Below are 25,214 nucleotides of genomic sequence, written 5' to 3'. Positions count from 1 at the left end.
TCATTTTTTTATAATAAAAATTAGGAATAAATTTCGAAATAATTATCCCATATTTTTTGTACATCATCTTCAAATCTTAGCTCTTCATTTGCAATCATACTTCTATATTCATTTAAAAAATCAATTTCTTCGTTATAATTATGAAAAATATACAAAATTTTATTGATAATTTCATGAATAGAGTGATTTACATCATTAAACTTATAATCTTGAGGAATTTTAACATCTTTTTCAAAACGTGCAGATCCTTTTTTTCCTGTAATTACTATACAACCTAGGTGTGCTGCTTCTCTAGGAAACCTATCTTTTCCGGGATGATTTCCGAAATCAATATAAACTTTGCTCGTCTTGCATAATTCAATGATTTGATCCTGCTTCATATTTACCAATGGTATGAATTCTATATTATCATCAAAAGCTATAATTTTTCGGGTGAATTCAAAACCCTTTTTGGGGTTATATAATACTCTATTTAATCTGTTATTATCTGTAAAATCTACTTTCATATCCAGAAAATTACTCCCAATATAATCTGATAGATATTCTAACTTCTGTACACCTTTATTTTCCAGAAAATCTTTTGCATAAAATGATTGATATAAGTGTATTATTTGATCATCTTTAAAATTCACAACTCTTTTGAAGTACTCTCCTGATAAAACCTTCTTTACGATTAATATTACAGACTTAATAGGGTTATCCCTAATACCTAGTGCAGCAAAATAGTTATCAACACTTAGCCACCAAACACATTTTTTAATATTATAATAATTTCCAAGTATGTTCGTGGCCACTTCAGGTACTATAAGAATATTTGCTTGATTATCTTCTATTTCAGTAACATGTGACACATTATATTTTTCAAATCTATTATTTACTGGATTTCCACTACCCGAATAGTCATAGTAAAATATTTTCACTTTATTTGTAAATTTAGTTAACTTGAAATATAATTGATGAAGTAATTCAGTTCCACCAGTTGCAAATTTTTCCGGGCATGCAATAAAGATCATTAAATATCTTCCCCTTTATTCTCTAATAGAAATACTTTTAATTTATAAAATACTTACATTATTAACTTCTTTACTTTGAGGTTACTTCGTATGAATGAATAGTTCTTTCCGAGATATTACTGAATATTCATTTTTTTACACCATTTAATAAACTCTTCATTACTAATTCTTCTTTTATGATTAATAGGGTGATTATTATCACGAAAAAAAGATGCTAATATCAAAATTATCTTTCTTATTACATAGATACGATTTACTGAACTATTACCATATACCTTTTCAAAATACTTATACATACTTTCAATAGCCATGCGATACTTCTTTGGGTTAAAGTCTTGGTATCCTTTATTGACTTTTGTTGAAGCACCTTCTATGTGAATTATTTTTGCCTTCGGCACTGATATAACTGCATAACCCTTCGATTTAATCCTATGAGTTAACTCTGCTTCCTCATAATACATAAAAAAATCAGGATCAAACATCCCACATACAATTAATACATCTTTCCTAATCATCATATCAGCACCTGTTATATACCCAACTTCCTTTGGTGTAAAGGAATAATTAAAATCAGGTCTTCTTTTTTTAATAAATTTCAAGAATAGTTTTATAACTATTTCTTTAAGCGAAATGGTTAAATTGAAGGAAGGCAGAAACAACCTAAACGAATGGGTAGGATTATTATTTTCATCATAGAGATTTGCACCGGATACTCCAATATTCTGGTCTGTCTCCATAAAACAAAAAAGAATTTTTATTGCATTATTTACTAATAAGGTATCTGAATTTAATAAAAAAATATATTTCCCTTTGGAAGTTTCTATTCCGACATTATTTGCTTTTCCAAACCCCAAATTTTCATTCGATTCAATAAGAATTATATCTCCCTCATATAGTTCCTTAAACATTTCAACAGAACCATCGGAAGAATTATTATCAACTACAATAATCTCATATTCTATACCCTTTGTTTTTTTAAGTATTGAATCTATTGTGTTTGTTGTTAAAATCTTAGTGTTATAGTTAACAATAATTATAGATACATCAACTTGATATTTCTCCATCCTGCAAACCACCTTTATAAATAGGATTTATTTTCTTCTCCTATAAAATAACCTAATAAACAATATAAATATCATAGAAATAAATAATAAGTACAAAGTTGAAAAGCTAGGGATTGAAAAAACAAACAAAATAATATATAGAAAATAAGGCATATATAAAGGTCCATTTTCCCAAAGAAGGTTCCTTAGAGATCTTTCACCCATCCCTTGAAAAAAACCACGAGTTATAGAAATTATTAAAACCCCTATGGTTCCGAAATCCGCAAACGGAACGCCTAAAGCTGTAAATGAAGGAGTCGAACCATTTATTACCGTTTGTTCTCCATAAAAAAAGGCAACTAAAGTAGAGTGTCCATATATGAATGGTTTTTCACTATATATATTCCTAGGAACTAGCGACCATAAAAAATCTTCCAATAATAATTTTCCGTTAAAATGTTCTAAATTCCCATAAAAGAAAGCATTTAATAACATTAGATAGTTTTGATAAAAATCTTTACCTGCATAATCAAAAATACTCATTTGTGATTGAATAGATAATAAGAATTTAAAAGATAAGATAAATAATAAAGCAATAATAAGGATTTTTTTGTATGTCAACTTTTTAACAAACATATCATAAAAAAATAAGAGAGAAATTATTAAAGCCAATAAAAAACCCTTTGACCCTGTAAAATATGAAAACAATATAATTATTAAAATACAAATAATTTTAAAAGACTTCGATGCTTTAATAAATAAAACACTTGTTACAAAAGCAATTATCATTAATTGAAATATTACGTAATAGACTCCTAGTCCACTCCGACCAATAATATATGCATATCTATTATTAGTAATCCAGGTATATATCCCTACACCTTTATACCCCAAAAGTCCAAACGAAATTAAAGCAAAAACAAAAGAAAATACCAATATAAGTCTTATCCCCAAACTACTAGGATTTAGTTTTAATACGTCAATATTGAGACTTTTGGAAAAGCCTACTTTATATCCAATATAAGAAAATATTGAGCTAACAAAGAGAGTAATTATAAATGTTATTAAAGTTGTATCCGAGTATTCGCTACCAATATCGTTTCTTAAAATATATAATACTAAAGGCATGGTCTGAATAAATATTAAAACACCAGTACTGTTTAAATAACTATTTACATAGCTTTTATTAAGCTTTGAAACTTTAAGATAAATATAGATATTCAACAGTATATATATCAATAAGAAATATATTAGAATTGTGTTCACCTCTATTTCGCTTTCGCTATAATTTCTCACTAGAAAGAAGTTTTTCGTAACTTAATATAATATCTATGCATGTTTATTAACCAAAAAATAGCATAAAAAAGCCACCTTTTCGAGTAATCAATTGTTACCACACAATGATCCGAAAAGAGGCGACCTCATGAAATAAGTCTACTGCATTTCAGAAGCTAGTTCAATCGATTCTAAGTGAAACAGAAGTGAAGCAAACTGCGAAAGAGCCTAGCTACGATGACCCGGCGCGGGCCGTGCCTCGCTTAACGGCCTATTCACCGTTCAATTTCCCACGTTTTGCACATGGCGGCTGAAGTGCCGTTCGCTTTGTTTAAAGTAATGCTTCAGAGACTTCTGGATCGTTGCAACCGCGCTGTATGCGATACTTGTCCTGGTCCAAAGAACTATTGCTTATCGATTCCATAACGATTTCACTGGGAAAAACACGTTGCACTGGGGGCCTCTTCACACGGGGAACGGGCCTGTATTAAGTTGCAAGTGGCTTTAAACCCTTCTCTGGAAAGCCCGTTCAGTTCAGATGACGATTGGGATATGCCATGACATTCCTGTCGGAGAACGTCTTACCAATTCAGCGTATATCCTGGTTCAAGACCGGACTACGGCAAAATCGAACGATTCGACCGCTACGCTGTGAGGAGCAAGCCTTTGTTATTCGACTGAAAGAAATTGTTTATATGGTAATCGCATGTAACCTACGCCGACTGAAAAACGAAGATTCCAACATTTGCAAAGATATGATCTGTTAGCTGGGTGCGCCGCAGTGTCATTCGGAAACCGTCTTGTGATATTTCAGGACGGGCATGGCATGAAATCCGGGTAATCACCAATGTGTTGAATGTCACCGCCTTACAGATTGCCTACTTGTAATAAAACACTGGCAAATCGACCTTTTTTCCGATGGATCAAGAAGCACTTGAATGTGCCTGCACTGTTTGGAACCACGAAAAATGCGGTGTCAACTGTTTTCAGCATTTTGGTGTATGTCCTACTCAAAAAAGAAGCTATAAGTAGTCAGCCAAGAGGGTTCTCGCTCACGCTATTTTAAGCTTTGTTCAGTTTGCACGACTGCTGCTTTCGGAGAAGCCGCCTACGATATGGAAAATTCACTTGTTTGATGTAAGCTCTAATTTCAGAATTACCAGTTTATAGGTAACAAGTGTGATATAATCTCAAAAAAAATCTTTTTTTCTTCGTTTGAGTTTCAAGTCCATGGATGACTATTTGAATTTGACTACTTTTTTCTTTTGCAAAGGTTATAAGATTCCAGTAGAATGATCATCACTCGCAATAGTTTGGTATATATTGAAAAAACTAATGCTCTTTTAATATCATACTTACTCTCTATGAAAACAACCATAAACAGCGCCATAAACATAACTAAGCGTTGAAGATGTCCTGAACTAGATAATAAAAAACAAATCAAAATCCAACTTTTATCAATGGTGGAAGGAAAGTTACACAATGCCAATTAATAATTTTGTCAAATTAAAGTTAATGATAAATCTAAATTACATTATAATTTCTTGTTAAATACCATTCATAAACTTTAGAAATCCCTTCTTTTAATTCAACACTATAATTCCAACCTGTACTCTCTAAGAGGCCAACGTCTAGTACTTTTTTAGGTGTGCCATCTGGCTTAGAAAGATCATTTATTATATCACCCTCATATCCAACGACAGATTTAATAATTGCAGCAAGTTCACGAATTTCTATGTCTACTCCTGTACCTACATTAATATGGATATCATCACTATAATTATTGATAAGGTGGACACAAGCATCTGCTAAATCATCTACATATAGAAACTCTCTTTTGGGTTTACCTGTTCCCCAAACAACAACATCTTTGTCCCGATTAACTTTAGCTTCGTGAAATTTTCTAATTAACGCTGGCAATACGTGTGACGTTTCAAGGTCAAAGTTATCATTAATTCCATAGAGATTGGTTGGCATTGCCGATATAAAATCACATCCATATTGTCTTCTATAGAACTTACATAACTCTATTCCACTAATTTTTGCTATTGCGTATGCTTCATTTGTGGGTTCTAATGGACCTGTAAGTAAATATTCCTCTTTAAGAGGCTGTGGTGCCATTTTAGGATAAATGCATGAGGAGCCTAGAAAAAGCAATTTTCTAACATCATATTTATAAGCACTATGAATAATGTTTGCTTCTATCATCAAATTATTGTAAATAAATTCTGCAGGATAAGTATTATTTGCGTTAATTCCACCTACTTTAGCTGCCGCTAGAAACACATATTCAGGATTTTCTTCTTCAAAGAATTTTTCAACATCTTCTTGTCTCATGAGGTTAAGCTGTTCTGATGTTTTTCCAACAATATTCGTATAACCTTTTTCTTCCAAATTTCTCACGATTGCTGACCCTACCATACCTCTATGTCCAGCTACATAGATTTTCGAATCTTTTTCCATCATTAGCACCCCTATTATGATCTCGCCAATTCTTGGTAATAACCCAGGACTTCGTGGTAACACTTGTCCCATGAAAACCTTTTTGAATTCTTTTGACCGTTTTTTACCTGTGTTTCCCTAAATTCTTTATTTTCTCTTAAATCTAAAATAGTATTTCTAATAGATTCATAATCAATTTTATCAAACAGTAATCCCGCTTCCCTAGCAACCTCTGGTATAGAAGACTTATTTAGTGCTATCACTGGACAACCTGCTGACATCGCCTCTAATACAGGAATTCCAAAACCTTCATATTCTGAAAGATAGACTAAACATATAGACTTATTGTATAGAACATTTAAGTATTCATTATTTATATGTTTGTACAATGTGTAGCGATTAGGCAATTTCTGCTTTAATAAACTAACCTCTTCTTGATCTAGTTGAGCTCCTACAATTTTCAAAGATATGTTTTCTAAATTTGAAATAATTTCAACAACTTCATTAAAATTTTTATATCCTTTTCGAGACCCAACAAAAATAACGCTATTTTCAAATTCAATTTCTGGGATTGGATAATAATCATGCCCATTAAAACCGTTATAAATCACTTTAATGTTCTTATTTTTTAACTCCGGATATAGTTCGATCATATCTTTTTTTGTATTTTCTGAAATACATATTATTCCATCAGCATTTTTAAGCGCTTTTTTCTTTTGATGGACGTGGATTTTTCCAATATTAGTATTAATTTTCTTTTCATATGTAAAATCATGCACTGTAACTACATTTATAATATTCTTGCCCTTCATTGTTCTATAATAACTTGAGTGAAAGATAGTTTGTTCATCGTTATTCTTACTTAAATTAATGTATCTCAGGAAATTTATATTCGGAAAATTACTTTTTAACCGTATATTATTCTTGCTTATTTTCACTTGTTTTCTAAATATGTTTTTTTCAGCACCTGAGTATTCAATAAAATCCACATCAATCGAGCATTCACTCATAAGTCGTTCAATCAGTTCTTTCCAATATACAGATATTCCACCTGAACGCTGTAGATTAAAAATGATATTATCATAAATAACTTTGAGCATATTCAAAACTCCCTAAAATTAGATTAATCAAATTCCCTTCTAATTCTTTCTTCCCGCTCTACAAGCTTTATATCACTTTTTACCATGATTTTTACCAGTTCTTCAAAGCTAGTATTAGTTGGATTCCATCCCAACAATGTCTTCGCCTTAGTGGGGTCTCCTAATAACTGTTCCACTTCTGCAGGCCTAAAATATTTCGGATCTACTATCACTATGACCTTCCCTGTTGCTTTATCAATGCCTTTCTCATTTACACCCTCACCCTGCCATTCTAATTCAACTCCAGCTTCTTCAAAAGCTAAGGTAGTAAATTCTCTTACGGTATGCATTTCACCTGTGGCTATTACAAAGTCTTCAGGGGTATCATGTTGTAACATTAACCACATACATTCAACATAATCTTTTGCATAACCCCAATCACGCTTCGCATCCAGATTACCAAGATATAATTTCTCTTGTGTTCCTTTATTAATTCTTGCTGCAGCAAGTGTTATTTTTCTTGTTACAAAAGTTTCTCCTCGTCTTTCAGACTCATGATTAAACAAAATTCCATTAACAGCAAACATATTGTAAGCTTCTCTATAGTTTTTTGTAATCCAGAAACCATATAGTTTAGCTACACCATAAGGACTTCTTGGATAAAATGGTGTCTTTTCACTTTGGGGCACTTCAAGTACTTTACCATATAATTCAGAAGTAGAGGCTTGATAAATCTTTGTTCTATTTTCATACCCTAAAAATCTGACTGCTTCAAGTAATCTTAAAGTACCAACACCATCTGTATCTGCAGTATATTCTGGTATTTCAAAAGAAACTTTCACATGAGACATAGCAGCTAGGTTATAAATTTCATCTGGTCTAATTTCTCTAATTAATCTAATAAGATTTGTTGAATCAGTCATATCTCCATAATGCAACTGAACTTTTCTTTCTATATGCATGTCTTTTAATAGTTCCTCAATATACAAATGTTCAATTCGACCTGTATTAAAAGATGAACTTCTTCTAATTACCCCATGTACCTCATAACCCTTTTCTAACAAAAACTCTGCTAAAAAAGAACCATCTTGTCCTGTAATACCAGTAATTAATGCAACTTTACTCATCTTTAAAATTCTCCTCGTATATTCTATTCTTATACAAATTGACTTAATTTAGAAAATATCCTAAGAAAAACGATAGACAATTTAAACTTTTGGTTATTTTCTTTAAGAGTTGTATAAATCTCTCTACTTGCAATAATGTTACTCTTCAATCCACTTGTAGATCTACCGCCACTACGCATCTTAACAATGTATTCTGAAAGGTAAACTACTTTTGATTTCCCCTTATGAATAATTTTATATAGCATGTCATAGTCAGATGAAATTTTATAATCTACTTTGTATTGTCCGAATTTTTCATATGTTGATTTTGTGATAAAAGTAGTTGGATGAGGAGGGTTCCACCCTAGTCTAAAGTCTCCCTTCTTTGATTTCCATTTTCTCACTACTTTATTAGTATTCATTTCATCAACATATAATAAATCCCCATATAGAACATCTGCTCTTTCAGAAACCATATTATTAACTACTTTCTCTATAACATATTCGTTTATATAAAAATCATCGGAATTCAATATCCCAATTATCTTGCCTCCAGCCATTTTTATCCCTTTATTCATAGCATCATACAGACCTTTATCTTTTTCAGAGATAACCCTGTATTGATATCCTCTCCCACTAAAATTATTTTCATAGTTTTTCGCTATTGATACAGTATCATCCTTAGACAATCCATCTACAATAATATATTCAATGTTTTCATATGTTTGTTTTAGTATAGATTCAATAGTATCTTTTATCGTTTTTTCACTATTAAATGAAACTGTAATTAAACTTACTAGTGGTTTTTCTACTGTCATCTCACACCTCTGTCTTAAATATTGATTCTCTAAAATCATAAAGACAATAATGTTCTTTATACTCAGACATATTTTTCTCATATACCAAGTCACCAAAGACCTTATTTACTGTACGTGTCTTAATCAGGTTTAATAGTGGATTAAATAGTTTTGTCATAAAGATTCTCTTACTATGTGCTACTCCAATTAACTTAACCATTTCAGAAGAACAAATGTATTCTTTATTTTGCGGAAAGAATAGTCCGCTACTACAATTATCAATCAATATCCTTAAAAACTCACTTAGATTTTCTATATAAAGCATGCTACGCTTATTTTTTATATCAGGAAATACTGGTGCTTTTAGTGCTAGTCTTGCTAATTTAGGATAATTGCCCTTACATGCCTTGCCGTAAATCATCGGGGGGCGAAGGATTACAACTTTAAAAGCGCCATCACTAAGATGGTTTATTAATTCCTCAGCTTCTAATTTAGACTTCCCATAACTACTCTTAGGATTTAGAGGAGATCTTTTATTAATCACACCACATTCAATTCCATAAACGCTCATAGAACTTAAAAATATAAATTGCTTAACACCATCAACTTTTGCTTTTCCCGCAACTTTATAAGCCAAATCACGATTCACCTTATAATAAAGCTCTTCATTTTCTTTTGTTTCCTTTATGTGCGCTACCCCAGCCACATGAAAAACAACATCGTACTCAGAGAAATCCTTTTCCTCCCATGAACAACCCCTTATATCTACTGTATCTATAAAATATTTAGCTGGATATTGCTCTAACCATTTCTCAAGGCTTGTACCAATATAACTGTTAGCTCCTGTTATAAGTATTTTCCTCATCCTGATATAGTCTCCTTAGTACTTACTACCTCTTTCTTAGTTATCGTTCCGGTTCCACCTTCAACAACCCCATCTCTCCTGAGAACTGCCACGATAGTCCCGAAGAAGCACTTAACATCCATCCAAAAACTTATCTTCTCAACATACTCTCCATCTAGCTTTGCCTTAACCTCAATAGGAAGTTCATCTCTACCATTAATCTGTGCCCAGCCAGTCAGACCAGGTAATACATTATTTGCACCGTACATGTCTCTTTCTTCAATTAAATCATATTGATTCCACAGCGCAGGCCTTGGCCCAATAATACTCATATGACCAACAAATATTATCCAGATCTGTGGTAACTCGTCGAGGCTTGTCTTCCGTAAGAACTTCCCCATCTTTGTAATGTATTGGTCGGGGTTTTCCAAAAGGTGTGTTGGTGTATCTTTTGGTGTATCAATTCTCATAGTTCTAAACTTTAATATATTAAAATGAGTCTTATAAATCCCTACACGCTTTTGTTTGAACAATACTGGACCCCTTGAATCTAGCTTAATAGCTAAGATAAATAGAATAAATATAGGTGATAATACTATTAGTCCTACTAATGAAAAAATAATATCTATAACTCTCTTAATTTTTAAATATTCCATACTCCCCACCTCTCTGCATATTAACCCACCATATCATCAGTTCAGCTTCCGCTACTAAACAGTTGAAACTGGTACTAATAGAGGCCAATTGCTTTTTCCTTTAGCCTATATACTTTACTTGTCGACATCCTCTTTAGTAGTAAGTTACATTTATAATGCTTTATATAGTCCCTACTATATCTCATAAGACACAGTCTAAAAAAACGAAAGTAAGTTGTATTTGTTGTAACTAAACGCGTACCGTCCCAGAGGTCATCTTGCCTGGACCGTCAGATGCCATCTTCACATTAACTTCAAACTTCGATTATATTTGTTTACACTCCAACTTCAAAAGAATAGCCTAATTCTTCTAGCGTAAGAATTTTCCTAGGCTCACTCAGATTAACTATCAATCCATTTTCAATCGCCTTAATTCCCTTAACTTCAGAGTTCATACGGATTTCAGGTATGCTCTTTTTCGTAAAATACTCTTCTATTGAACCTGATATTTCAAGCGTTATGTTAGCTTCAACCACTGTCAATAATTCTCTTAATCTCATGACAATAACCTCGCTTCAATTTATTATTGTCCCGCCATGCCTTCCGCTAACGTCTGACCCATTTGAAGCTGAGCTTCAAACTCGGATTTATATTGGTTAATAATAGTCGTGTCATAACTGCCAGCTTGAAGCTTGGATTCCGCATCAGACACAATACTGTTGAAGCTGGAAGTAAAGGAGGCTAGTTGTTGCACCCCTCTAGCTTTAATACTTGCTTTGCTTGCATCATCTTTAGCTGCAAGATACTCAAGAGCAATGCTCATTAAGGCTGACTGACTCTGAGATTGAAGAGCGCTAAGCTTGGCTTCAGTCTCACTAGTAATGGTTTCATACGAAGCCTTTCCCGTCCCTGCTCCTGCTGAACTACCGCCCGCTGCTCCGCCAGTTGGTGCAGGTGTGGCTGCTCCTGATGGTTTCTTACCGTTGTTTTCTGTGGTTTTGCCAGCAGTTTGCTCTTTATAAGGCGCTGATGCTGCATTAATTGTCTTCGATTTCTGATCCCAAATTATTCCATTTCCCACGGACTCTGAAAGGAAACGAAGGGGCACGTATAATGAACCGTTCAACATATAACTGGATTGACCGCTTGGTACACTTTTAGCCGAACCGCTAAACACATAGCTCGCCTTAACAGCATTCAATTCTACGCTTTTTGCTGAACCTGAAAGGTTATTTCCATTTGTCGCATTCATTAAATATTCCTTGATTACAACCCGTTCTGTACCGCTTGGTTCAGCTACTGCAACTTTAGAATTTTTAGCATCCCATGTAACACTCTTTTGCAAGGCGTATGACATAAAACGCAAAGGTACATAAATTGTATTATTGTAGATGAAAACACTCTGTCCCGCAGGAGGCTGCAAACTTACACCATCAAATACCATCCTCACATCCACGCTCTGTGCTTTGATTGTATTTGTAGATTTGGCTGCCGTCGCTGCTGATGCAGATAATGGCGCTGATGCCGTTAGTGGAGCTATACCAATTAACATTACGAGCAGTAGTGCTGCGGTTGGAAACTTTATTCTAGACATTCCTACTCACTCCCTTTTTCTTCTGCTATCACCTGCTCGTGTGTTAAACCACGACTCACTCCGTATTTCTTGGCAATCTGAGACAGCTCGTTATACTGCTCCTCGGATACTTTGCCGAGAACAATACTCCGTGCTTCTCGCTTCTCTTCAATAGATAAACCGCCATTGGCTAGTTCTTGCAGGCGTTTGATGTCTGCAACACTTAATTGACCTAAGACTATAGAGGCTACATCTGCCTTTTCTTTTACAGTTACACTTCCTTGAATTTCTTTCGCTTTATCAGTCGATATCTGTGCGGTATACCCTTTATTCGAAGATGTGGATGGAGTACTTGTAGGTTCGCTGGTTGCAGAAGCTGTTTGTTCTCCGGTAGTAGTCTCAGCCTTTTCTTGACTAACTTCAGCCTGAATATTTTCTCCACCTTCTGTAGGTGCAGGTGCAGGTGAAGATGTAGCGGTCGGGACTACCACAGTAACTGTGGGTACCGTACCTTCTTCTTGGCTACCGTTATCCGTTTTATCGGACTCTAACTCGAAGCCTCCAGCCATTGAATTCATAAGCTTATCTACAGCATAGTTAGCTGCAAACAACCCACCAACACTTAGTACTACAATGGCTGATAGAATCCACAGTAATACTCTCTTCCATCTTTTATTGAACATTATGTATCCCCCGTTATAAATTAGTTAGCTAATTGCTGCTTGAGCGACGGGCTGCATGGGTACAATCTGATTAATGACTTCACGTATAGATTCTCCGTCCTCAGTGAGAACGCGTTCCAAGCGTTTGAACTCTAGCTCCATCTGGTTCTGGCTAATCACATTAGGTCTCCCAATAAAGATCCTGTTATGCTGTGTAGATCCTAAATTTTCTTCATCCGTCAGCAGCTCTTCATACAGCTTCTCACCCTCACGAATGCCAGAAAATTTAATATCGATGTCCGTGTAAGGCTCATAACCAGATAATGTAATTAAATCCTCGGCCAGAGTTAATATCTTTACGGGTTCCCCCATATCCAGCACGAAGACTTCACCGCCATTAGCGAACGAACCGGACTGGATTACTAGCTGGACAGCCTCAGGAATGGTCATAAAGTAACGTACCATCTCAGGATGAGTAACGGTTACCGGACCACCGGCTGCAATTTGCTTCTTGAAGGCCGGAATTACACTGCCGCGGCTGCCGAGTACGTTGCCGAATCGAACCGCTGAGAACTTGGTTTGACTTGAAGTGTTGAGGCTTTGTACATACATTTCTGCGATCCGCTTCGTTGCTCCCATCACACTGGTTGGATTAACCGCTTTGTCTGAAGAGATCATCACAAATCTTTCCGCACCGAATTTATCCGCACTATCCGCCACATTCCGGGTACCGAATACATTATTCTTGATAGCTTCAGAGGGATTTCGCTCCATCAAGGGAACGTGTTTATGCGCTGCTGCATGAAAGACAACCTGCGGCTTGTTGCTGCGGAATACATCCATCATACGGGTACGATCCTGTATATCAGCAATAATAGTAACAATATTCAGATCAGGGAAATTCTTGCGTAGCTCCATTTCAATGGTATAAATGCTGTTCTCTCCATGTCCGAGCAGCAGCAGCTTATCCGGCGCAAAAGGAGAAATCTGACGGCACAGCTCCGAACCAATAGATCCGCCTGCCCCAGTCACCAGCACTGTCTTATGATGAACATAACCAAGAATACCGTTCAAGTCAGCTACAACCGGCTCACGTCCCAGTAAATCCTCAACACTGACATCCCGCAGCTTCTTAACAGATATTTTGCCTGCGATCAGGTCATTCAATGCCGGGATAATCTTCAGCTTGGCTCCTGTTGTCTTCGAAAGCTTAATAATCTCGGAAATTTCAGTTCTGGAGACAGATGGCATCGCAATAATAATCTCTTGAATATCCCGTTCCTTAACAATGCTGGGAATTGCATAACGGTTACCTAGGACTGGGATACCCAAAATAGACAAGTGATATTTATCCGCACTGTCGTCAATAAAGCCAATCAGCTTGGTATGGGCAAAAGACGGCCCCATCATTTCTCTGGCAATCAACGTACCGCAGTCACCTGCACCTACAATGAGAGTATGGGTCTGAGTATCCTTATAATTGATACGGTCGGTGCGGAATAATCTCCATAAGAAACGGACTCCGCCCACCAGCAGCAGAATGGTTTCTACCACCCGGACTTCTACTCCAAAGGGGACACGTTCCGGGAGAAACACGAAGGCTATGCTGTAAGAGAGTACTGCTCCTACTACAATAGCTTTGACAACGGATATAATTTCTCCAATGCTCGCATACTGCCACATCCGGCGATAAAGACCAAAATAGATCAGGCTTCCCCCGAAGGTTAGGGTTGATATGGCACCAAACTGAAGCATTTGAATGAAGTAATCCGGAGGAATATCATTATAGAACCGGAACATATAGGATGTAACAATACTGAACCATATGATTGCAAGATCAATGATGAATAACAATACCACTCTAGATTTCGCCGTCATTTTGGTGCCTCCAAAAATAACATATTTCTGTTGATAACCCTAAATTAAATTAATTGCCGTAGTAGTAATAGTAGTAGCCTTCACTGGCTTTTCGTTTGACATTATTCAGTACAACACCCAAGATTCGGGCACCTACACGGTCCAGACCGGCCTTCGCTTTGGCTGCGATGTCCCGCTTCACTTTGCCGTAACTCACAACCATGATGACGCCATCGCTTTTTGAAGCTACAATCTGGGCATCCGTAACTGCTAATAAAGGCGGGGTATCAATTAAAATGATATCAAAACGCGTCCGAAGCTCCTGAAGTGTAGCGTTCATCCGGTTGGAGGCCATCATTTCCGCCGGATTAGGTGGAATCGGGCCGGAAGTGATGATTGACAGATTCGGAACTCCCGAATCCTGAACTACATCATCCATACTGGCTTGCTGCGACAGCAGTGATGAAAGACCGAAACGGTTACTAAGTGAAAATGTTTTGTGTCCGGTCGGCTTACGCATATCCCCATCAATTAGTACAACTTTCTTCTCAGCCTGAGCATAGGCAGCAGCGAGATTCGCCGTAACCGTAGATTTCCCTTCCTCGGGGCCTGATGAAGTTACCATAATCACTTGAATCTGCTCGTCCACGGATGAGAAATCAATATTGGTTCTTAGTGCCCGAAAAGCTTCAGAAACGGTGGAGCGCGGGTTGGTGACCGTGATCAGATGACGTTTACTTTGCTGCTGTGACATGTTCAAGCTCTCCTGTCTTTCTCGATTGCGGCGCATGTGACCGGTCTTCAGCTTGCTTGGCTTCTTCCTGTCCAACTCTTGTGATCATGGCCAAGGTCGGCAGACCAAGAACCTGTTCAATATCCGCTTCCGTCTTGAGGGTATCGTCCATATATTCCAGCAGGAAGGCGATTCCGAGTCCAATCATCAAGGAGACGACAAAAGCGATAGCCAGATTCAGAACGACATTGGGTTCTACCGGTCCCGGTGCAGTGACAGGATTAACCTTGGCTTCATTTAGAATGGATACGTTCTGCACATTAAACAGGCTAGGGATCTCCTGCTTGAATACCACAGAAATTGCGTTAACAATCTCGGCGGCTCGCTGGTACGAATTATCTAGAACGACAAGTGTCATCACCTGCGTATTGTTTACGGAGCTGACATTTACCTTCTTCATAAGCTCTTCAGTAGTAATATTAAATTGAGGATAGTCCTTTGTTACGATGTCCAGGATGGCGGGAGTCTTAATGATTTCCTTGTACGTATTAATGAGTTGAATATTAGTATTGATCTGGTTCAAATCAAGCTGAGCGACCGTTGACTGTGTAGGTGTCTGGTTAACGATAATCTTCGTGGAGGCTTCATAGACCGGATTCTTGATGTATAGACTGTATACCCCGGCAATGAGACATACTATTACAACAATACTGACAATCAACCACAGTCTCTTTCTGACAATGCGGAAATAGTCGCGGAGATCCAATTCTTGTGATGACACGTGTAATTCCCTCCAAGCTGTTTCTGTAATATTTCAATACTAATCCCAAAAAAGCGCCCCCTCTCACTATGATGAGAGGAGGCCCTCCACTGGTATATTTACTTACTTGAAGTTAATCGTACGGTAGATAATTACTGCTGCTTCAGCACGGGTAGCCGTATTGTTCGGATTGAACTTACCAGCGTTACCGATAATCAGGTTATTGCTTGCTGCGAATGCAACGCCATCTCTTAGAGAAGCACTAATCTTGGTTGAATCAGAGAACTTGTTAAGTGCTGTTGTGTTCGATGTCGCAGAAAGATTAATGGATTTCAGTGCACGTGAGATCATTGTTGCCATTTCGGCACGAGTGATCGTAGCCGTCGGATCGAACTGGGAAGCATTGCGTCCAGTGATGATGCCCTTCTCGGCAGCAACAGCTACGTATGGAGCGAACCAAGCATTAGCCTTTACATCGGTAAAGCTTTGTGTTGCCGAGTTGTTCTCCAGGTTCAAGGCACGAATCAGCATCTTCGCGAATTCAGCGCGGGTTACATTGCTCTTCGGAGCAAACTTACCGGCTCCTACACCTTCAATCGCACCTTTAGCAGCTACGACTTGAATTTGACGACCGGCCCAGGCTTGTACACCGGCAATGTCAGTGAAGGCAACCTTGTTCTCAACTACTGCATAGGAAGAGAAGGTGTCACGCGGTTCAACAATGAAATCTCCATCGATAACGCCGCCCTGGAATTGAAGGCTGCCATTTACAATCTTGGCTACGGAAAGAAGCTCTTTGTCCAAACCTGATACATTCTTGAGCGGAAGTTTAATCTTGATCGGCTGTTTAAATGTAGTCGTTACCACACCGTCCACTTTCAATCCGAATTCATATACATCGGAAGCCAGCTTCAGGCTGGTAATAGAAGTTACTGTTGAAGGGTTAGCTGTTGTTGCAGTCAATGTGACCGGCGCACTGAACTGTGCTACGGGAATCGATACGGTTACACCGTTGAAAGTAACCGCGATATTGGCAATACCATTTGCTTTAGCCGCCTCAATGATTGCTTTGGTAATTGGAGCTTCCACAGTTGCTGCAGTCAGAGTGCCAAGACTTACAGTCAAAGTAAGTTCAGTTCCTTGTTTGCCTGCAGCTTTCGCAGCTGCAGCAAGAGCTTCGAGAGCTTTCACTGTGTCGGCATCAACCAGCTTCACTGTTGCTTTGCCGTCAGCTACTTGAAGCAGCTTGGAAGCGTCGAAGATTGAAGGTACATCTTTCGTAGGGGTTAATGGAGTACCAGGAGTACCAGGAGTACCAGGTGTACCAGAACCAGTGTTCGTTCCCAAGTCAAAAGCATTAATGTATGCTACAGCAAGTACTTGTACTGCATCTTTCTCTGTTGTTAGCTTAGTGCGTGCATTATTAAAAATCGTCTTCACATCAGTAGGGGTAACTCCGAGGTTGTTCAGTACTGTGCTGACTTTGAGGGCTTCCGAACCGGCAGTCTTAGCGAGAACGATGTCGATAGCATCATCAATCAGTTGCTGCTGTACGGCGTCACTGGTCGCAAGTTCAATTAATTGAGCCGTTGTTTTAGTACTCACCAGGCTAACCAATTGTTTTTCCAGACCGTTAGTTCCAAAAACAGCATCATAGACATCATCAACGGTAAGACTGGATACACCGCCTTTGACTGCAATGGCTTTAAGTACGTTGATGTATTCCTGATTATTGCGAATGTCCTTTGCCTCAGTATACTCAGGATCATAGTACAGGGAAGCTACATCCTGAAACAGTGTAAACAATGTGTTCTCTTCGGTTGGGCTTAAGCCGAGCTTGCCGCGAACCGGTGTGAAAATAGCTTTCAATTCGTCAGCGGTAAGAGCTTTTACTTCCGTACGCAATGCACGCAGTTTTGCTTTATCTGTCTCATTTGTAATTGCTGCGTGAAGGTCGGCAGCACGACCTTTCAAATCGGTAGTCTGATTCACTGTTAATGCTGAAGCTACTCCTACAAATCCCAATTGCTGGGCCAATCCTTTGCTGCTAAGCGGAAGTCCCGCTATGGATGCCGCTGCCATGCTTACGGCAAGCGTTGATACAGCCAGTTTCTTCTTCAATGTCACTGTCCATTCACCTCTTATATGTATTTTAAAATAATTCATTGAAACCTTAGTTTTATGATCCTACCAAAAACACATAGGAAAAAATATTGGTCTATCCCAATAAAATCCATTCTATCATCTTCTTTTAAAACCGGTCAATGATTCCGGAAGAGAAAATCAAACAATTTACGACTCTTTTTTCTAGGCTCATCCTGATTTCTTACTAGAATCTCTTTATTCCCGACAATCTTTTCCGCATTTTCACGAAAAAAACCGGAAACCTCCGTTCCAAGTTGTTTCTCCAAAACCCGATAGGCTTCAGAAAGGCCAAATGGCCGGTGGCCGCTGTCATGCGCATCTGAGGCTACCACATGCACAAGTTTTTTGCGACATAACTCCAGCGATAGCTTCTGAAGCTTACTGCCGAAGACCCCTGCAACACTTTGCGCGGTTACCTGGCCCAATGCCCCTTGTTCAATCAATCTTTCCAATCGGGCAGGATCAGCGGCAACTTCAGCGTTACGCTCCGGATGGGCGATAACAGGAACGTAGCCCTGAATGGTCAGCTCGTGACACACTTCTTCCATGTTGCGAGGCACACGTGAAGAGGGCATTTCCAGTAAAATATAACGTGACCCTGCAAGGCTCAGAAGTTGCCCATGCTCCAAATCATTCAGCAGATCCCCATAGACTCGAATCTCCTGACCGGGTAGTACAAGCAGCGGATTGCCAAGCTGACGAAGTCTCTCATTCATCACTTTCACGGCTTGTTCTATACTAGGAGCGGGATTCATATACTGCCCATTTGCATGATGTGGTGTGGCAATGATGGTGGTTATCCCATCCCTAATGGCGTCCTGCGCCATGCCGAGAGCCGCTTCCCAGTCAGCAGCTCCATCATCCATAAACGGTAAGATGTGACTATGAATATCTATCATATATTTTCTATCGGTCCCTTCTGCTTAAATTTTTAGGTTTTTCGACAAAAAAATGCAACCATTTCGCTTGGAAATGATTGCTATAATTTAAAATACCTTTTCAGCCTAGGCTTCCAACTGAAATAACCGCTGAGTTACAGCTTCCAGATCACAATCAATTTCTCTGAGGTCACTCTCACTATCAGCCCTATTGCGCATATCAAGCAAGATATCAATCTTCCGGCGCAAGCCTTCAATCTCGCGTTCTATCCCATCGGATTGATACAGGCGCAGCATTTCAGCCGCACTATACTTATACTGATACACCAGCTTGTTTCCGCTGGCTGTCACCTCGGAGATTTGACGGACGGAACCTTGCTCATAATAATATACCATTGTGATTCCTTTATAAATCCGATTCACCGTTCCGGTGCCCTTATAAGTGATAAACAGCTTGCGTATTGCATTATTCAAGTGAGGATTTACCACCCTGCAGGACAGCTCGCAAATATAAAAACCACCAATCAGAGCAAAAGGCAGGTGAGCCTCCTCACCTCCTGCCGCTTCAAGAACAACCTCTTGTTCACCGGCTCCAAGCACTTTGACACGGTGACTGATATAACAGGTATCGGCCGAAAGCAGGAACTGGTTCATCTGGAATTCCGTCAACTGCATAGTAGCATTCACATATTCTGTGGCTAACCGCCGCTGTGCCATACAGATCTCCTCAATTCTTCAAACGCCTTTAGTATGATTATACAATTATACAATAAAGGGCTTAACCAGCGCGAGCATACATCACACTATTTCTTAAGCATTTACAAGCAGGCCTTATAGAATTATGACTCCTCGGATTCCCCGTCATCTGTTGCAATATCTTCAGCTTGGCCTTCTGTTAAGTCCTCGGCGTTTGCTTCTGCAGAGTATATGTAACCCTCAATCAAGGACCACAATTCGTCCTTACCCAATCCGATCTCAGATGAAAAAGGAATAAAGTTATCCCCCGGCAGCACCCCAAGCTCCTGCTTCATGATCTTAATGTGCTTTGGCCAACGGGTCTTGGGAATTTTATCCGCTTTGGTAGCTACTACACAGAGCGGCAGATCATAATGCTTGAGCCAGTCAAACATCATTTTATCATTACTTGTAGGAGGATGGCGAAGATCCACAATCAGCAGAACAAGCTTCAGCGTTTCTCTCTCGGCTAAATATTTCTCCACCATTTTACCCCAGGTCGCCCGCTGTGACTTAGATACCTTGGCATATCCGTATCCCGGGAAATCGACAAAATACATCTTCTCATTAATAAGATAATAGTTCATATGCTGCGTCTTACCCGGGGTCGAACTCGTCCGGGCCAGGTTCTTACGGTCAATCATGCGGTTAATAAGGGATGACTTCCCCACATTGGAGCGCCCTGCCAGAGCAATCTCTGGCAAGGCATCATCAGGGTATTGATCAGGGCCGACGGCACTGATAATAAATTCGGAACTGGTTACTTTCATAGGTCTTCCTTTCTAATGCACACTACTAGGTGGCTCAGTGCTAATTTCAAGATTCGGGTTCACCAGGGCATGCAGCAGTACTTGATCCATATGGGATACCGGTACAAATTCCACATCGTTCCTCACGCTCTCCGGAATTTCCTTTAAGTCCCGCTCATTATCCTTGGGGAGCAGGATTTTTTTGTAACCCGCCCGGTGGGCGGCAAGTGACTTCTCCTTCAGGCCCCCGATAGGAAGAACACGGCCGCGAAGCGTAATCTCGCCAGTCATCGCAACATCCTTGGAAACATACCGTTTCGTGAGCGCAGAGATTAGCGCTGTAGCGATGGTGATACCCGCAGACGGACCATCCTTCGGAATCGCGCCTTCGGGAATATGAATGTGAATATCGATCTTCTCGTAAAAATCGGGCTGTAATCCCAGTTCCTCCGCCTTCGAGCGTGTATAGCTGAAGGCGGCCTGCGCCGACTCCTTCATCACATCGCCCAGCTGTCCGGTCAGCGTCAGCTTTCCGGTACCCGAAACAACCGTGACTTCAATCAGCAGCGTATCGCCTCCGACTTCCGTCCAGGCTAATCCGGTTACGGTTCCGATCTGATCCTCCAGTTCGGCCATACCATAGCGGTATTTCGACGTGCCCAGATAATCCTTGATATCATCCGGCTGAAGGTTAACACTGCTTGTTTCTTTCGATACAATCTGCTTGGCAGCTTTGCGGCACAGCGCAGCGATCTGCTGCTCCAGATTCCGCACACCGGATTCCCGCGTATATTCCCGGATAATCCGCAACAGGACGCCCTCTCCAATGCTCAGCTGCTCCTCTTCCAGTCCGTGATTCTTCTTCTGCTTCGGCAGCAGATATCGGCTGGCGATCTGAAGCTTCTCCAGCTCCGTGTAACCTGGAATATAGAGCATCTCCATCCGGTCCAGCAGAGGACGCGGAATCGTATGGACAGCGTTAGCCGTAGTCACGAACATAACGTTTGACAGGTCATACGGAAGCTCGACAAAATGGTCGCTGAACGTATTGTTCTGCTCCGGATCAAGCACCTCCAGCAAGGCTGCTGAAGGATCGCCGCGGAAATCCGCAGCCATCTTGTCGATCTCGTCGAGCAGAAAGACGGGATTACTGGTCCCTGCGGTCTTCATGCCCTGTATAATCCGGCCAGGCATCGCGCCGACATAGGTCCGGCGGTGACCGCGGATTTCCGCTTCATCCCGCACTCCGCCAAGGGAGATGCGGACGAATTTGCGATTCAGAGAACGGGCAATGGAACGCGCGAGCGATGTTTTGCCGACACCCGGAGGTCCTACAAGACATAGAATTGGTCCCTTTAATTTCTTGACCAGCTTCTGTACAGCAAGGTATTCAAGGACCCGCTCCTTCGGCTTCTCCAGGCCATAATGATCCTCATCGAGCACCTGCTCCGCCTTCAGGATATCCAGGTCATCCGCCGTCGCTTCATCCCACGGAAGACCCAGCAGCCAGTCTACATAGTTGCGGATAACGCCGCCTTCCGCCGAGCTCGCCGGCATTTTTTCCAGACGGTCAATCTCCTTCTCAACCTTTTCTTTGACCCGTTCGGGCAGATCCTTTTCTTCCAATTGGGAACGCAGCTCTTCAGCTTCTCCCATCCGTCCTTCTTTCTCGCCCAGCTCCTTCTGAATCGCCTTCATTTGCTCGCGCAAATAGTATTCCTTCTGCGTCTTCTCCATCTGTTTCTTGACCCGCTGATTGATCTTGCGCTCCAGCTCCAGAACCTCGCGCTCATTATTGAGAATGTCGAGCAGCTTCTCCAGGCGCTTGTGGACTTCAATAGTCTCCAGAATTTCCTGCTTATCCTTGATCTTCAGCGCCAGATGGCTCGTAATCACATCAGCAAGCCGGCCGGGCTCTTCAATATCGGATACAGCAGCAAGCGTCTCCGGGGTAACCTTCTTGGATAAGGTAATATAGTGCTCGAACTGAGTGAGGACCGTGCGCATCAGCGCGTCACTTTCCTGATCGCCATCCTCTTGTTCCGGCAGTTCACGGGCTACGACCTCGTAAAACTCCTCATTGTCGGTATAATGAATGATTTCGGCCCGCTCGACACCTTCTACCAATACACGAATCGTGCCGTTGGGCAGCTTAAGCATCTGCCGCACATTCGCAACTGTGCCGACCCTGAATATATCTTCTTGTCCCGGTTCCTCAATATTTACTTCCGACTGAGAACAGAGGAGGATCAGATTGTCTTCGACCATAGCCTTCTCTAACGCTCTAACTGACTTCTCACGTCCCACATCCAAATGAAGAACCATGCTAGGGTATACAAGAAGACCTCTAAGCGGTAATAAAGGAAAACGACGACCTTTGGTTTTGCTTTGTATCATCGCTTTCGCACCTCCAATGGCTCTCAAGTAGTGTCATATTCATTCATTCTAACAAATGCAGCATCAAAACACCAACGGGCCGCTAACCGCGGCCTGTTGTGTAAGATTTTATGATTCGATTGACATGGCTTCTGCCGGGGATGACCAAACTAGCTTACCAAACCCTAGCTTACCAAACCGGCCTACCAAACTAGCTTACCAAACCCTAGCTTACCAAACCCTAGCTTATAAATTTGCGCTCTCTCCTGAGGCATCTGCCTTAAGCAGCGAGGGCGAAGCTGTATAAGTCTCCCCGGAAACTGCAGGCATTCTCACATCGGCAGTTTCAGCGCCGAACAAGTGGCGGAAAACTTCCTCCACGGTATCCATCGGGATGACCCGCAGCGGCGCAAGATCCGCAAAGAGCGACTGCCAGTTCTCTTTTGGAATGAGCACCGTGGTTGCACCTGCCTGAAAAGCCGCCTCCACCTTGGCGATCACACCGCCGACCGGCTTCACGCGGCCATGGATACCGATCTCACCGGTAATGGCGACGGTATTATCCACAGGCAGCCCCCGGATCGCGGAGACAATGGCAACAGCCATTGCCACTCCTGCGGATGGCCCGTCTATCGGCGTACCGCCGGGAAAGTTCACATGAAGGTCATAACGATCCGGCGACAGATTCATCGTGCGCAGCACCGTTAGCACATTCTCGACGGAACCTTTCGCCATGCTCTTGCGCCGGATCGTGCGTGAGCCGCCGCCAATTTCTTCTTCATCCACCACACCGGTCACATTAAGTCTGCCCTGACCGTTAACGGCAGGCGCTGCCGATACTTCAATTTCTAGCAGGGTGCCCATGCCGGGGCCGTAAACCGCAAGGCCGTTGACCAACCCTATCTGCGGAGCGGATGGGATTCGGCGCTCGGTCCGCAGCGGAAGCTGGCTGCTGCCTGCTACCCATTCCACATCCGCTGCATTCAGGGTCTCCCGCTGTTCTGTCAAAGCCAGACCGGCTGCCAGCTGAATCATATTGACTGCTTCCCGGCCATTTGTGGCATATTGCTTCACCACGGTAACAGCTTCCTGACTTGGCTTTAGGCCTATCTTTTGAATCGCATCACGGGCGATGATTTCAATCTCATCCGGCAATAGCGGACGGAAATAGATCTCCATGCAGCGCGAACGCAGTGCCGGCGAGAGCTCGTCCGGAGAGCGTGTAGTAGCACCAACCAGCCGGAAATCCGCCGGGAGGCCATTCTGAAAAATATCATGAATATACGCGGGAGTATTGCTATCCTCCGAATTATAATAAGCGCTCTCCAGCAGCACCTTCCGGTCCTCCAGCACCTTAAGCAGCTTATTCATCTGTATGGGATGCAGCTCCCCGATTTCATCCAGAAACAAAATACCGCCGTGAGCCTTCGTTACCGCGCCCGGCTTTGGCTGAGGCACACCTGCCACTCCCATCGCCCCGGCTCCCTGATAAATGGGATCATGAACAGAACCAATCAGCGGATCGGCGATCCCTCGCTCGTCAAAGCGTGCTGTAGTCGCATCAATTTCGGTGAATTTGGCATCATTTTTGAAGGGGGAGAGAGGATTCTTCTTCGCTTCCTCCATGACCACGCGGGCAGCAGCAGTCTTTCCCACACCAGGCGGACCATAAATGATCACATGTTGCGGGTTCGCGCTGCAAAGTGCCGCCTTCAACGCCCGGAGCCCGTCCTTCTGCCCGACAATATCACCAATGGAAGCGGGGCGTGTTTTTTCCGATAACGGCTTGGTCAGAGAAATCATCCGCATTTTGCGCAGCTTCTCCAGCTCTTTGCGTGACTCCCGCTCCACCGCCGTTTTATTGCTCTTCTGACCCCGCAGCAAATTCCAAAAATAAACGCCGATAACCAGCGCAAAAAAGAACTGCACGAGCATCAGCATTATGCTTAATTCCATAGGTCATCCTCCTGTTTCGTTGTTTCTATTGACCCTTGCACCAAGACAACTAACTGCTACTAGGTAGTATAGCCGTTTCAGTCATCAATAAACGCCCGAGGGAGGATTTATGAGAGATTAAGCAAACATCCGTTTACTCAACGAAAAAATAACTGTAAACACCCATCGTATGCTCTTCCTCATCCGGCGTGATTACTCCCCATCCGGCGTGATTAGAGGGAATTTCTCCCTTTAAATCAGCAAATTCGCCCCATCCGGCGAGATTAGAGGGAATTTCTCCCTTTAAATCAGCAAATTTACCCCATCCGCCGTGATTAGAGGGAATTTCTCCCTGTAAATCAGCAAATTTACCCCATCCGCCGTGATTAGAGGGAATTCCTCCCTGTAAATCAGCAAATTCACCCCATCCGGCGTGATTAGAGGGATTTTCTCCTTGTAAATCAGCAAATTTACCTCATCCGGCGTGATTAGAGGGAATTTCTCCCTGTAAATCAGCAAACTGACCCCATCCGGCGTGATTAGAGGGAATTTCTCCCTGTAAATCAGCAAACTGACC

At 41.1% G+C, this 25,214-nt stretch carries 22 protein-coding genes; all 22 read right to left on the bottom strand.

Features of this window, described 5'->3' with window-relative positions:
* Nucleotides 1-20: 20 nt before the first annotated feature.
* Nucleotides 21-1,013 carry a hypothetical protein gene (locus PaeBR_RS07805; RefSeq protein WP_410514284.1) on the bottom strand — a complete coding sequence of 331 codons (993 nt, stop codon included), beginning with the start codon at nucleotides 1,011-1,013 and terminating at the stop codon, nucleotides 21-23.
* Nucleotides 1,014-1,129: 116 nt separating this feature from the next.
* Nucleotides 1,130-2,077, bottom strand: a complete 948-nt coding sequence (locus PaeBR_RS07800) for a glycosyltransferase family 2 protein (RefSeq protein ID WP_410514283.1) — start codon at nucleotides 2,075-2,077, stop codon at nucleotides 1,130-1,132.
* A gap of 27 nt (nucleotides 2,078-2,104) precedes the next feature.
* Nucleotides 2,105-3,280, bottom strand: a complete 1,176-nt coding sequence (locus PaeBR_RS07795) for an O-antigen polymerase (protein ID WP_410514282.1) — start codon at nucleotides 3,278-3,280, stop codon at nucleotides 2,105-2,107.
* Between the two features lie 1,575 nt (nucleotides 3,281-4,855).
* Nucleotides 4,856-5,794: a GDP-L-fucose synthase family protein gene (locus PaeBR_RS07790; RefSeq protein WP_410514281.1), complete on the bottom strand. Its 939-nt coding sequence runs from the start codon at nucleotides 5,792-5,794 to the stop codon at nucleotides 4,856-4,858.
* Nucleotides 5,795-5,808: 14 nt separating this feature from the next.
* Nucleotides 5,809-6,873, bottom strand: coding sequence for a glycosyltransferase family 4 protein (locus PaeBR_RS07785; RefSeq protein ID WP_410514280.1), 1,065 nt, complete (start codon nucleotides 6,871-6,873; stop codon nucleotides 5,809-5,811).
* A gap of 23 nt (nucleotides 6,874-6,896) precedes the next feature.
* Nucleotides 6,897-7,979, bottom strand: coding sequence for a GDP-mannose 4,6-dehydratase (gene gmd / locus PaeBR_RS07780; protein ID WP_410514279.1), 1,083 nt, complete (start codon nucleotides 7,977-7,979; stop codon nucleotides 6,897-6,899).
* A gap of 29 nt (nucleotides 7,980-8,008) precedes the next feature.
* Nucleotides 8,009-8,776 (bottom strand): glycosyltransferase family 2 protein, encoded by a 768-nt coding sequence (locus PaeBR_RS07775; RefSeq protein WP_410514278.1) that lies wholly within the window; start codon nucleotides 8,774-8,776, stop codon nucleotides 8,009-8,011.
* 1 nt (nucleotide 8,777) lies between these two features.
* Complete coding sequence (locus PaeBR_RS07770) at nucleotides 8,778-9,620, bottom strand: NAD-dependent epimerase/dehydratase family protein (protein WP_410514277.1); 843 nt, start codon at nucleotides 9,618-9,620, stop codon at nucleotides 8,778-8,780.
* A complete protein-coding gene (locus tag PaeBR_RS07765) occupies nucleotides 9,617-10,255 on the bottom strand; it encodes a sugar transferase (protein WP_410514276.1) in 639 nt (212 codons plus the stop codon). The genes PaeBR_RS07770 and PaeBR_RS07765 overlap by 4 nt, the downstream gene beginning before the upstream one ends.
* A 314-nt stretch (nucleotides 10,256-10,569) precedes the next feature.
* Entirely contained in the window at nucleotides 10,570-10,794 is a 225-nt protein-coding gene (locus PaeBR_RS07760) for a hypothetical protein (RefSeq protein WP_410514275.1), read from the bottom strand.
* A gap of 23 nt (nucleotides 10,795-10,817) precedes the next feature.
* Nucleotides 10,818-11,828: a copper amine oxidase N-terminal domain-containing protein gene (locus PaeBR_RS07755; protein WP_410514274.1), complete on the bottom strand. Its 1,011-nt coding sequence runs from the start codon at nucleotides 11,826-11,828 to the stop codon at nucleotides 10,818-10,820.
* A gap of 2 nt (nucleotides 11,829-11,830) precedes the next feature.
* Nucleotides 11,831-12,490, bottom strand: coding sequence for a hypothetical protein (locus PaeBR_RS07750; protein WP_410514273.1), 660 nt, complete (start codon nucleotides 12,488-12,490; stop codon nucleotides 11,831-11,833).
* Nucleotides 12,491-12,514: 24 nt separating this feature from the next.
* Nucleotides 12,515-14,347 carry a polysaccharide biosynthesis protein gene (locus PaeBR_RS07745; RefSeq protein WP_410514272.1) on the bottom strand — a complete coding sequence of 611 codons (1,833 nt, stop codon included), beginning with the start codon at nucleotides 14,345-14,347 and terminating at the stop codon, nucleotides 12,515-12,517.
* 49 nt (nucleotides 14,348-14,396) lie between these two features.
* Entirely contained in the window at nucleotides 14,397-15,080 is a 684-nt protein-coding gene (locus tag PaeBR_RS07740) for a CpsD/CapB family tyrosine-protein kinase (RefSeq protein WP_410514271.1), read from the bottom strand.
* On the bottom strand, nucleotides 15,061-15,840 hold the full coding sequence (locus PaeBR_RS07735; protein ID WP_410514270.1) for a YveK family protein: 780 nt from the start codon (nucleotides 15,838-15,840) through the stop codon (nucleotides 15,061-15,063). Before PaeBR_RS07735 ends, PaeBR_RS07740 begins: the two co-directional genes overlap by 20 nt.
* 102 nt (nucleotides 15,841-15,942) lie before the next feature.
* Complete coding sequence (locus tag PaeBR_RS07730) at nucleotides 15,943-17,946, bottom strand: S-layer homology domain-containing protein (RefSeq protein ID WP_410514269.1); 2,004 nt, start codon at nucleotides 17,944-17,946, stop codon at nucleotides 15,943-15,945.
* Between the two features lie 134 nt (nucleotides 17,947-18,080).
* The gene (locus PaeBR_RS07725) at nucleotides 18,081-18,863 is read right to left on the bottom strand and encodes a tyrosine-protein phosphatase (protein ID WP_410514268.1); all 783 of its coding nucleotides are present in this window, start codon (nucleotides 18,861-18,863) and stop codon (nucleotides 18,081-18,083) included.
* 105 nt (nucleotides 18,864-18,968) lie between these two features.
* Nucleotides 18,969-19,559: a non-ribosomal peptide synthetase module gene (locus PaeBR_RS07720; protein ID WP_410514267.1), complete on the bottom strand. Its 591-nt coding sequence runs from the start codon at nucleotides 19,557-19,559 to the stop codon at nucleotides 18,969-18,971.
* A 122-nt stretch (nucleotides 19,560-19,681) separates the two neighbouring features.
* On the bottom strand, nucleotides 19,682-20,347 hold the full coding sequence (gene yihA, locus PaeBR_RS07715) for a ribosome biogenesis GTP-binding protein YihA/YsxC (protein WP_410514266.1): 666 nt from the start codon (nucleotides 20,345-20,347) through the stop codon (nucleotides 19,682-19,684).
* A gap of 12 nt (nucleotides 20,348-20,359) precedes the next feature.
* The gene (gene lon / locus PaeBR_RS07710) at nucleotides 20,360-22,723 is read right to left on the bottom strand and encodes an endopeptidase La (protein ID WP_410514265.1); all 2,364 of its coding nucleotides are present in this window, start codon (nucleotides 22,721-22,723) and stop codon (nucleotides 20,360-20,362) included.
* A gap of 225 nt (nucleotides 22,724-22,948) precedes the next feature.
* On the bottom strand, nucleotides 22,949-24,658 hold the full coding sequence (lonB, locus tag PaeBR_RS07705) for an ATP-dependent protease LonB (RefSeq protein ID WP_410514264.1): 1,710 nt from the start codon (nucleotides 24,656-24,658) through the stop codon (nucleotides 22,949-22,951).
* A gap of 282 nt (nucleotides 24,659-24,940) precedes the next feature.
* Nucleotides 24,941-25,207 (bottom strand): hypothetical protein, encoded by a 267-nt coding sequence (locus PaeBR_RS07700; RefSeq protein WP_410514263.1) that lies wholly within the window; start codon nucleotides 25,205-25,207, stop codon nucleotides 24,941-24,943.
* Between the last annotated feature and the right edge of the window lie 7 nt (nucleotides 25,208-25,214).

This window comes from Paenibacillus sp. BR2-3 (genome assembly GCF_046529485.1).
In the GTDB taxonomy this organism is placed as follows: domain Bacteria; phylum Bacillota; class Bacilli; order Paenibacillales; family Paenibacillaceae; genus Paenibacillus_AQ.
Note: the sequence above shows the minus strand (reverse complement) of the source record. Positions and strands in the feature narration are given on the sequence as shown.

Coding starts and splice junctions, on each gene's coding strand:
- PaeBR_RS07805 (WP_410514284.1), bottom strand. CDS start 1,013: ATGATCTTTATTGCATGCCCGGAAAAATTTGCAACTGGTGGAACTGAA.
- PaeBR_RS07800 (WP_410514283.1), bottom strand. CDS start 2,077: ATGGAGAAATATCAAGTTGATGTATCTATAATTATTGTTAACTATAAC.
- PaeBR_RS07790 (WP_410514281.1), bottom strand. CDS start 5,794: ATGGAAAAAGATTCGAAAATCTATGTAGCTGGACATAGAGGTATGGTA.
- PaeBR_RS07785 (WP_410514280.1), bottom strand. CDS start 6,873: ATGCTCAAAGTTATTTATGATAATATCATTTTTAATCTACAGCGTTCA.
- gmd (WP_410514279.1), bottom strand. CDS start 7,979: ATGAGTAAAGTTGCATTAATTACTGGTATTACAGGACAAGATGGTTCT.
- PaeBR_RS07775 (WP_410514278.1), bottom strand. CDS start 8,776: ATGACAGTAGAAAAACCACTAGTAAGTTTAATTACAGTTTCATTTAAT.
- PaeBR_RS07770 (WP_410514277.1), bottom strand. CDS start 9,620: ATGAGGAAAATACTTATAACAGGAGCTAACAGTTATATTGGTACAAGC.
- PaeBR_RS07765 (WP_410514276.1), bottom strand. CDS start 10,255: ATGGAATATTTAAAAATTAAGAGAGTTATAGATATTATTTTTTCATTA.
- PaeBR_RS07760 (WP_410514275.1), bottom strand. CDS start 10,794: ATGAGATTAAGAGAATTATTGACAGTGGTTGAAGCTAACATAACGCTT.
- PaeBR_RS07755 (WP_410514274.1), bottom strand. CDS start 11,828: ATGTCTAGAATAAAGTTTCCAACCGCAGCACTACTGCTCGTAATGTTA.
- PaeBR_RS07750 (WP_410514273.1), bottom strand. CDS start 12,490: ATGTTCAATAAAAGATGGAAGAGAGTATTACTGTGGATTCTATCAGCC.
- PaeBR_RS07745 (WP_410514272.1), bottom strand. CDS start 14,347: ATGACGGCGAAATCTAGAGTGGTATTGTTATTCATCATTGATCTTGCA.
- PaeBR_RS07740 (WP_410514271.1), bottom strand. CDS start 15,080: ATGTCACAGCAGCAAAGTAAACGTCATCTGATCACGGTCACCAACCCG.
- PaeBR_RS07725 (WP_410514268.1), bottom strand. CDS start 18,863: ATGATAGATATTCATAGTCACATCTTACCGTTTATGGATGATGGAGCT.
- PaeBR_RS07720 (WP_410514267.1), bottom strand. CDS start 19,559: ATGGCACAGCGGCGGTTAGCCACAGAATATGTGAATGCTACTATGCAG.
- yihA (WP_410514266.1), bottom strand. CDS start 20,347: ATGAAAGTAACCAGTTCCGAATTTATTATCAGTGCCGTCGGCCCTGAT.
- lon (WP_410514265.1), bottom strand. CDS start 22,723: ATGATACAAAGCAAAACCAAAGGTCGTCGTTTTCCTTTATTACCGCTT.
- lonB (WP_410514264.1), bottom strand. CDS start 24,658: ATGGAATTAAGCATAATGCTGATGCTCGTGCAGTTCTTTTTTGCGCTG.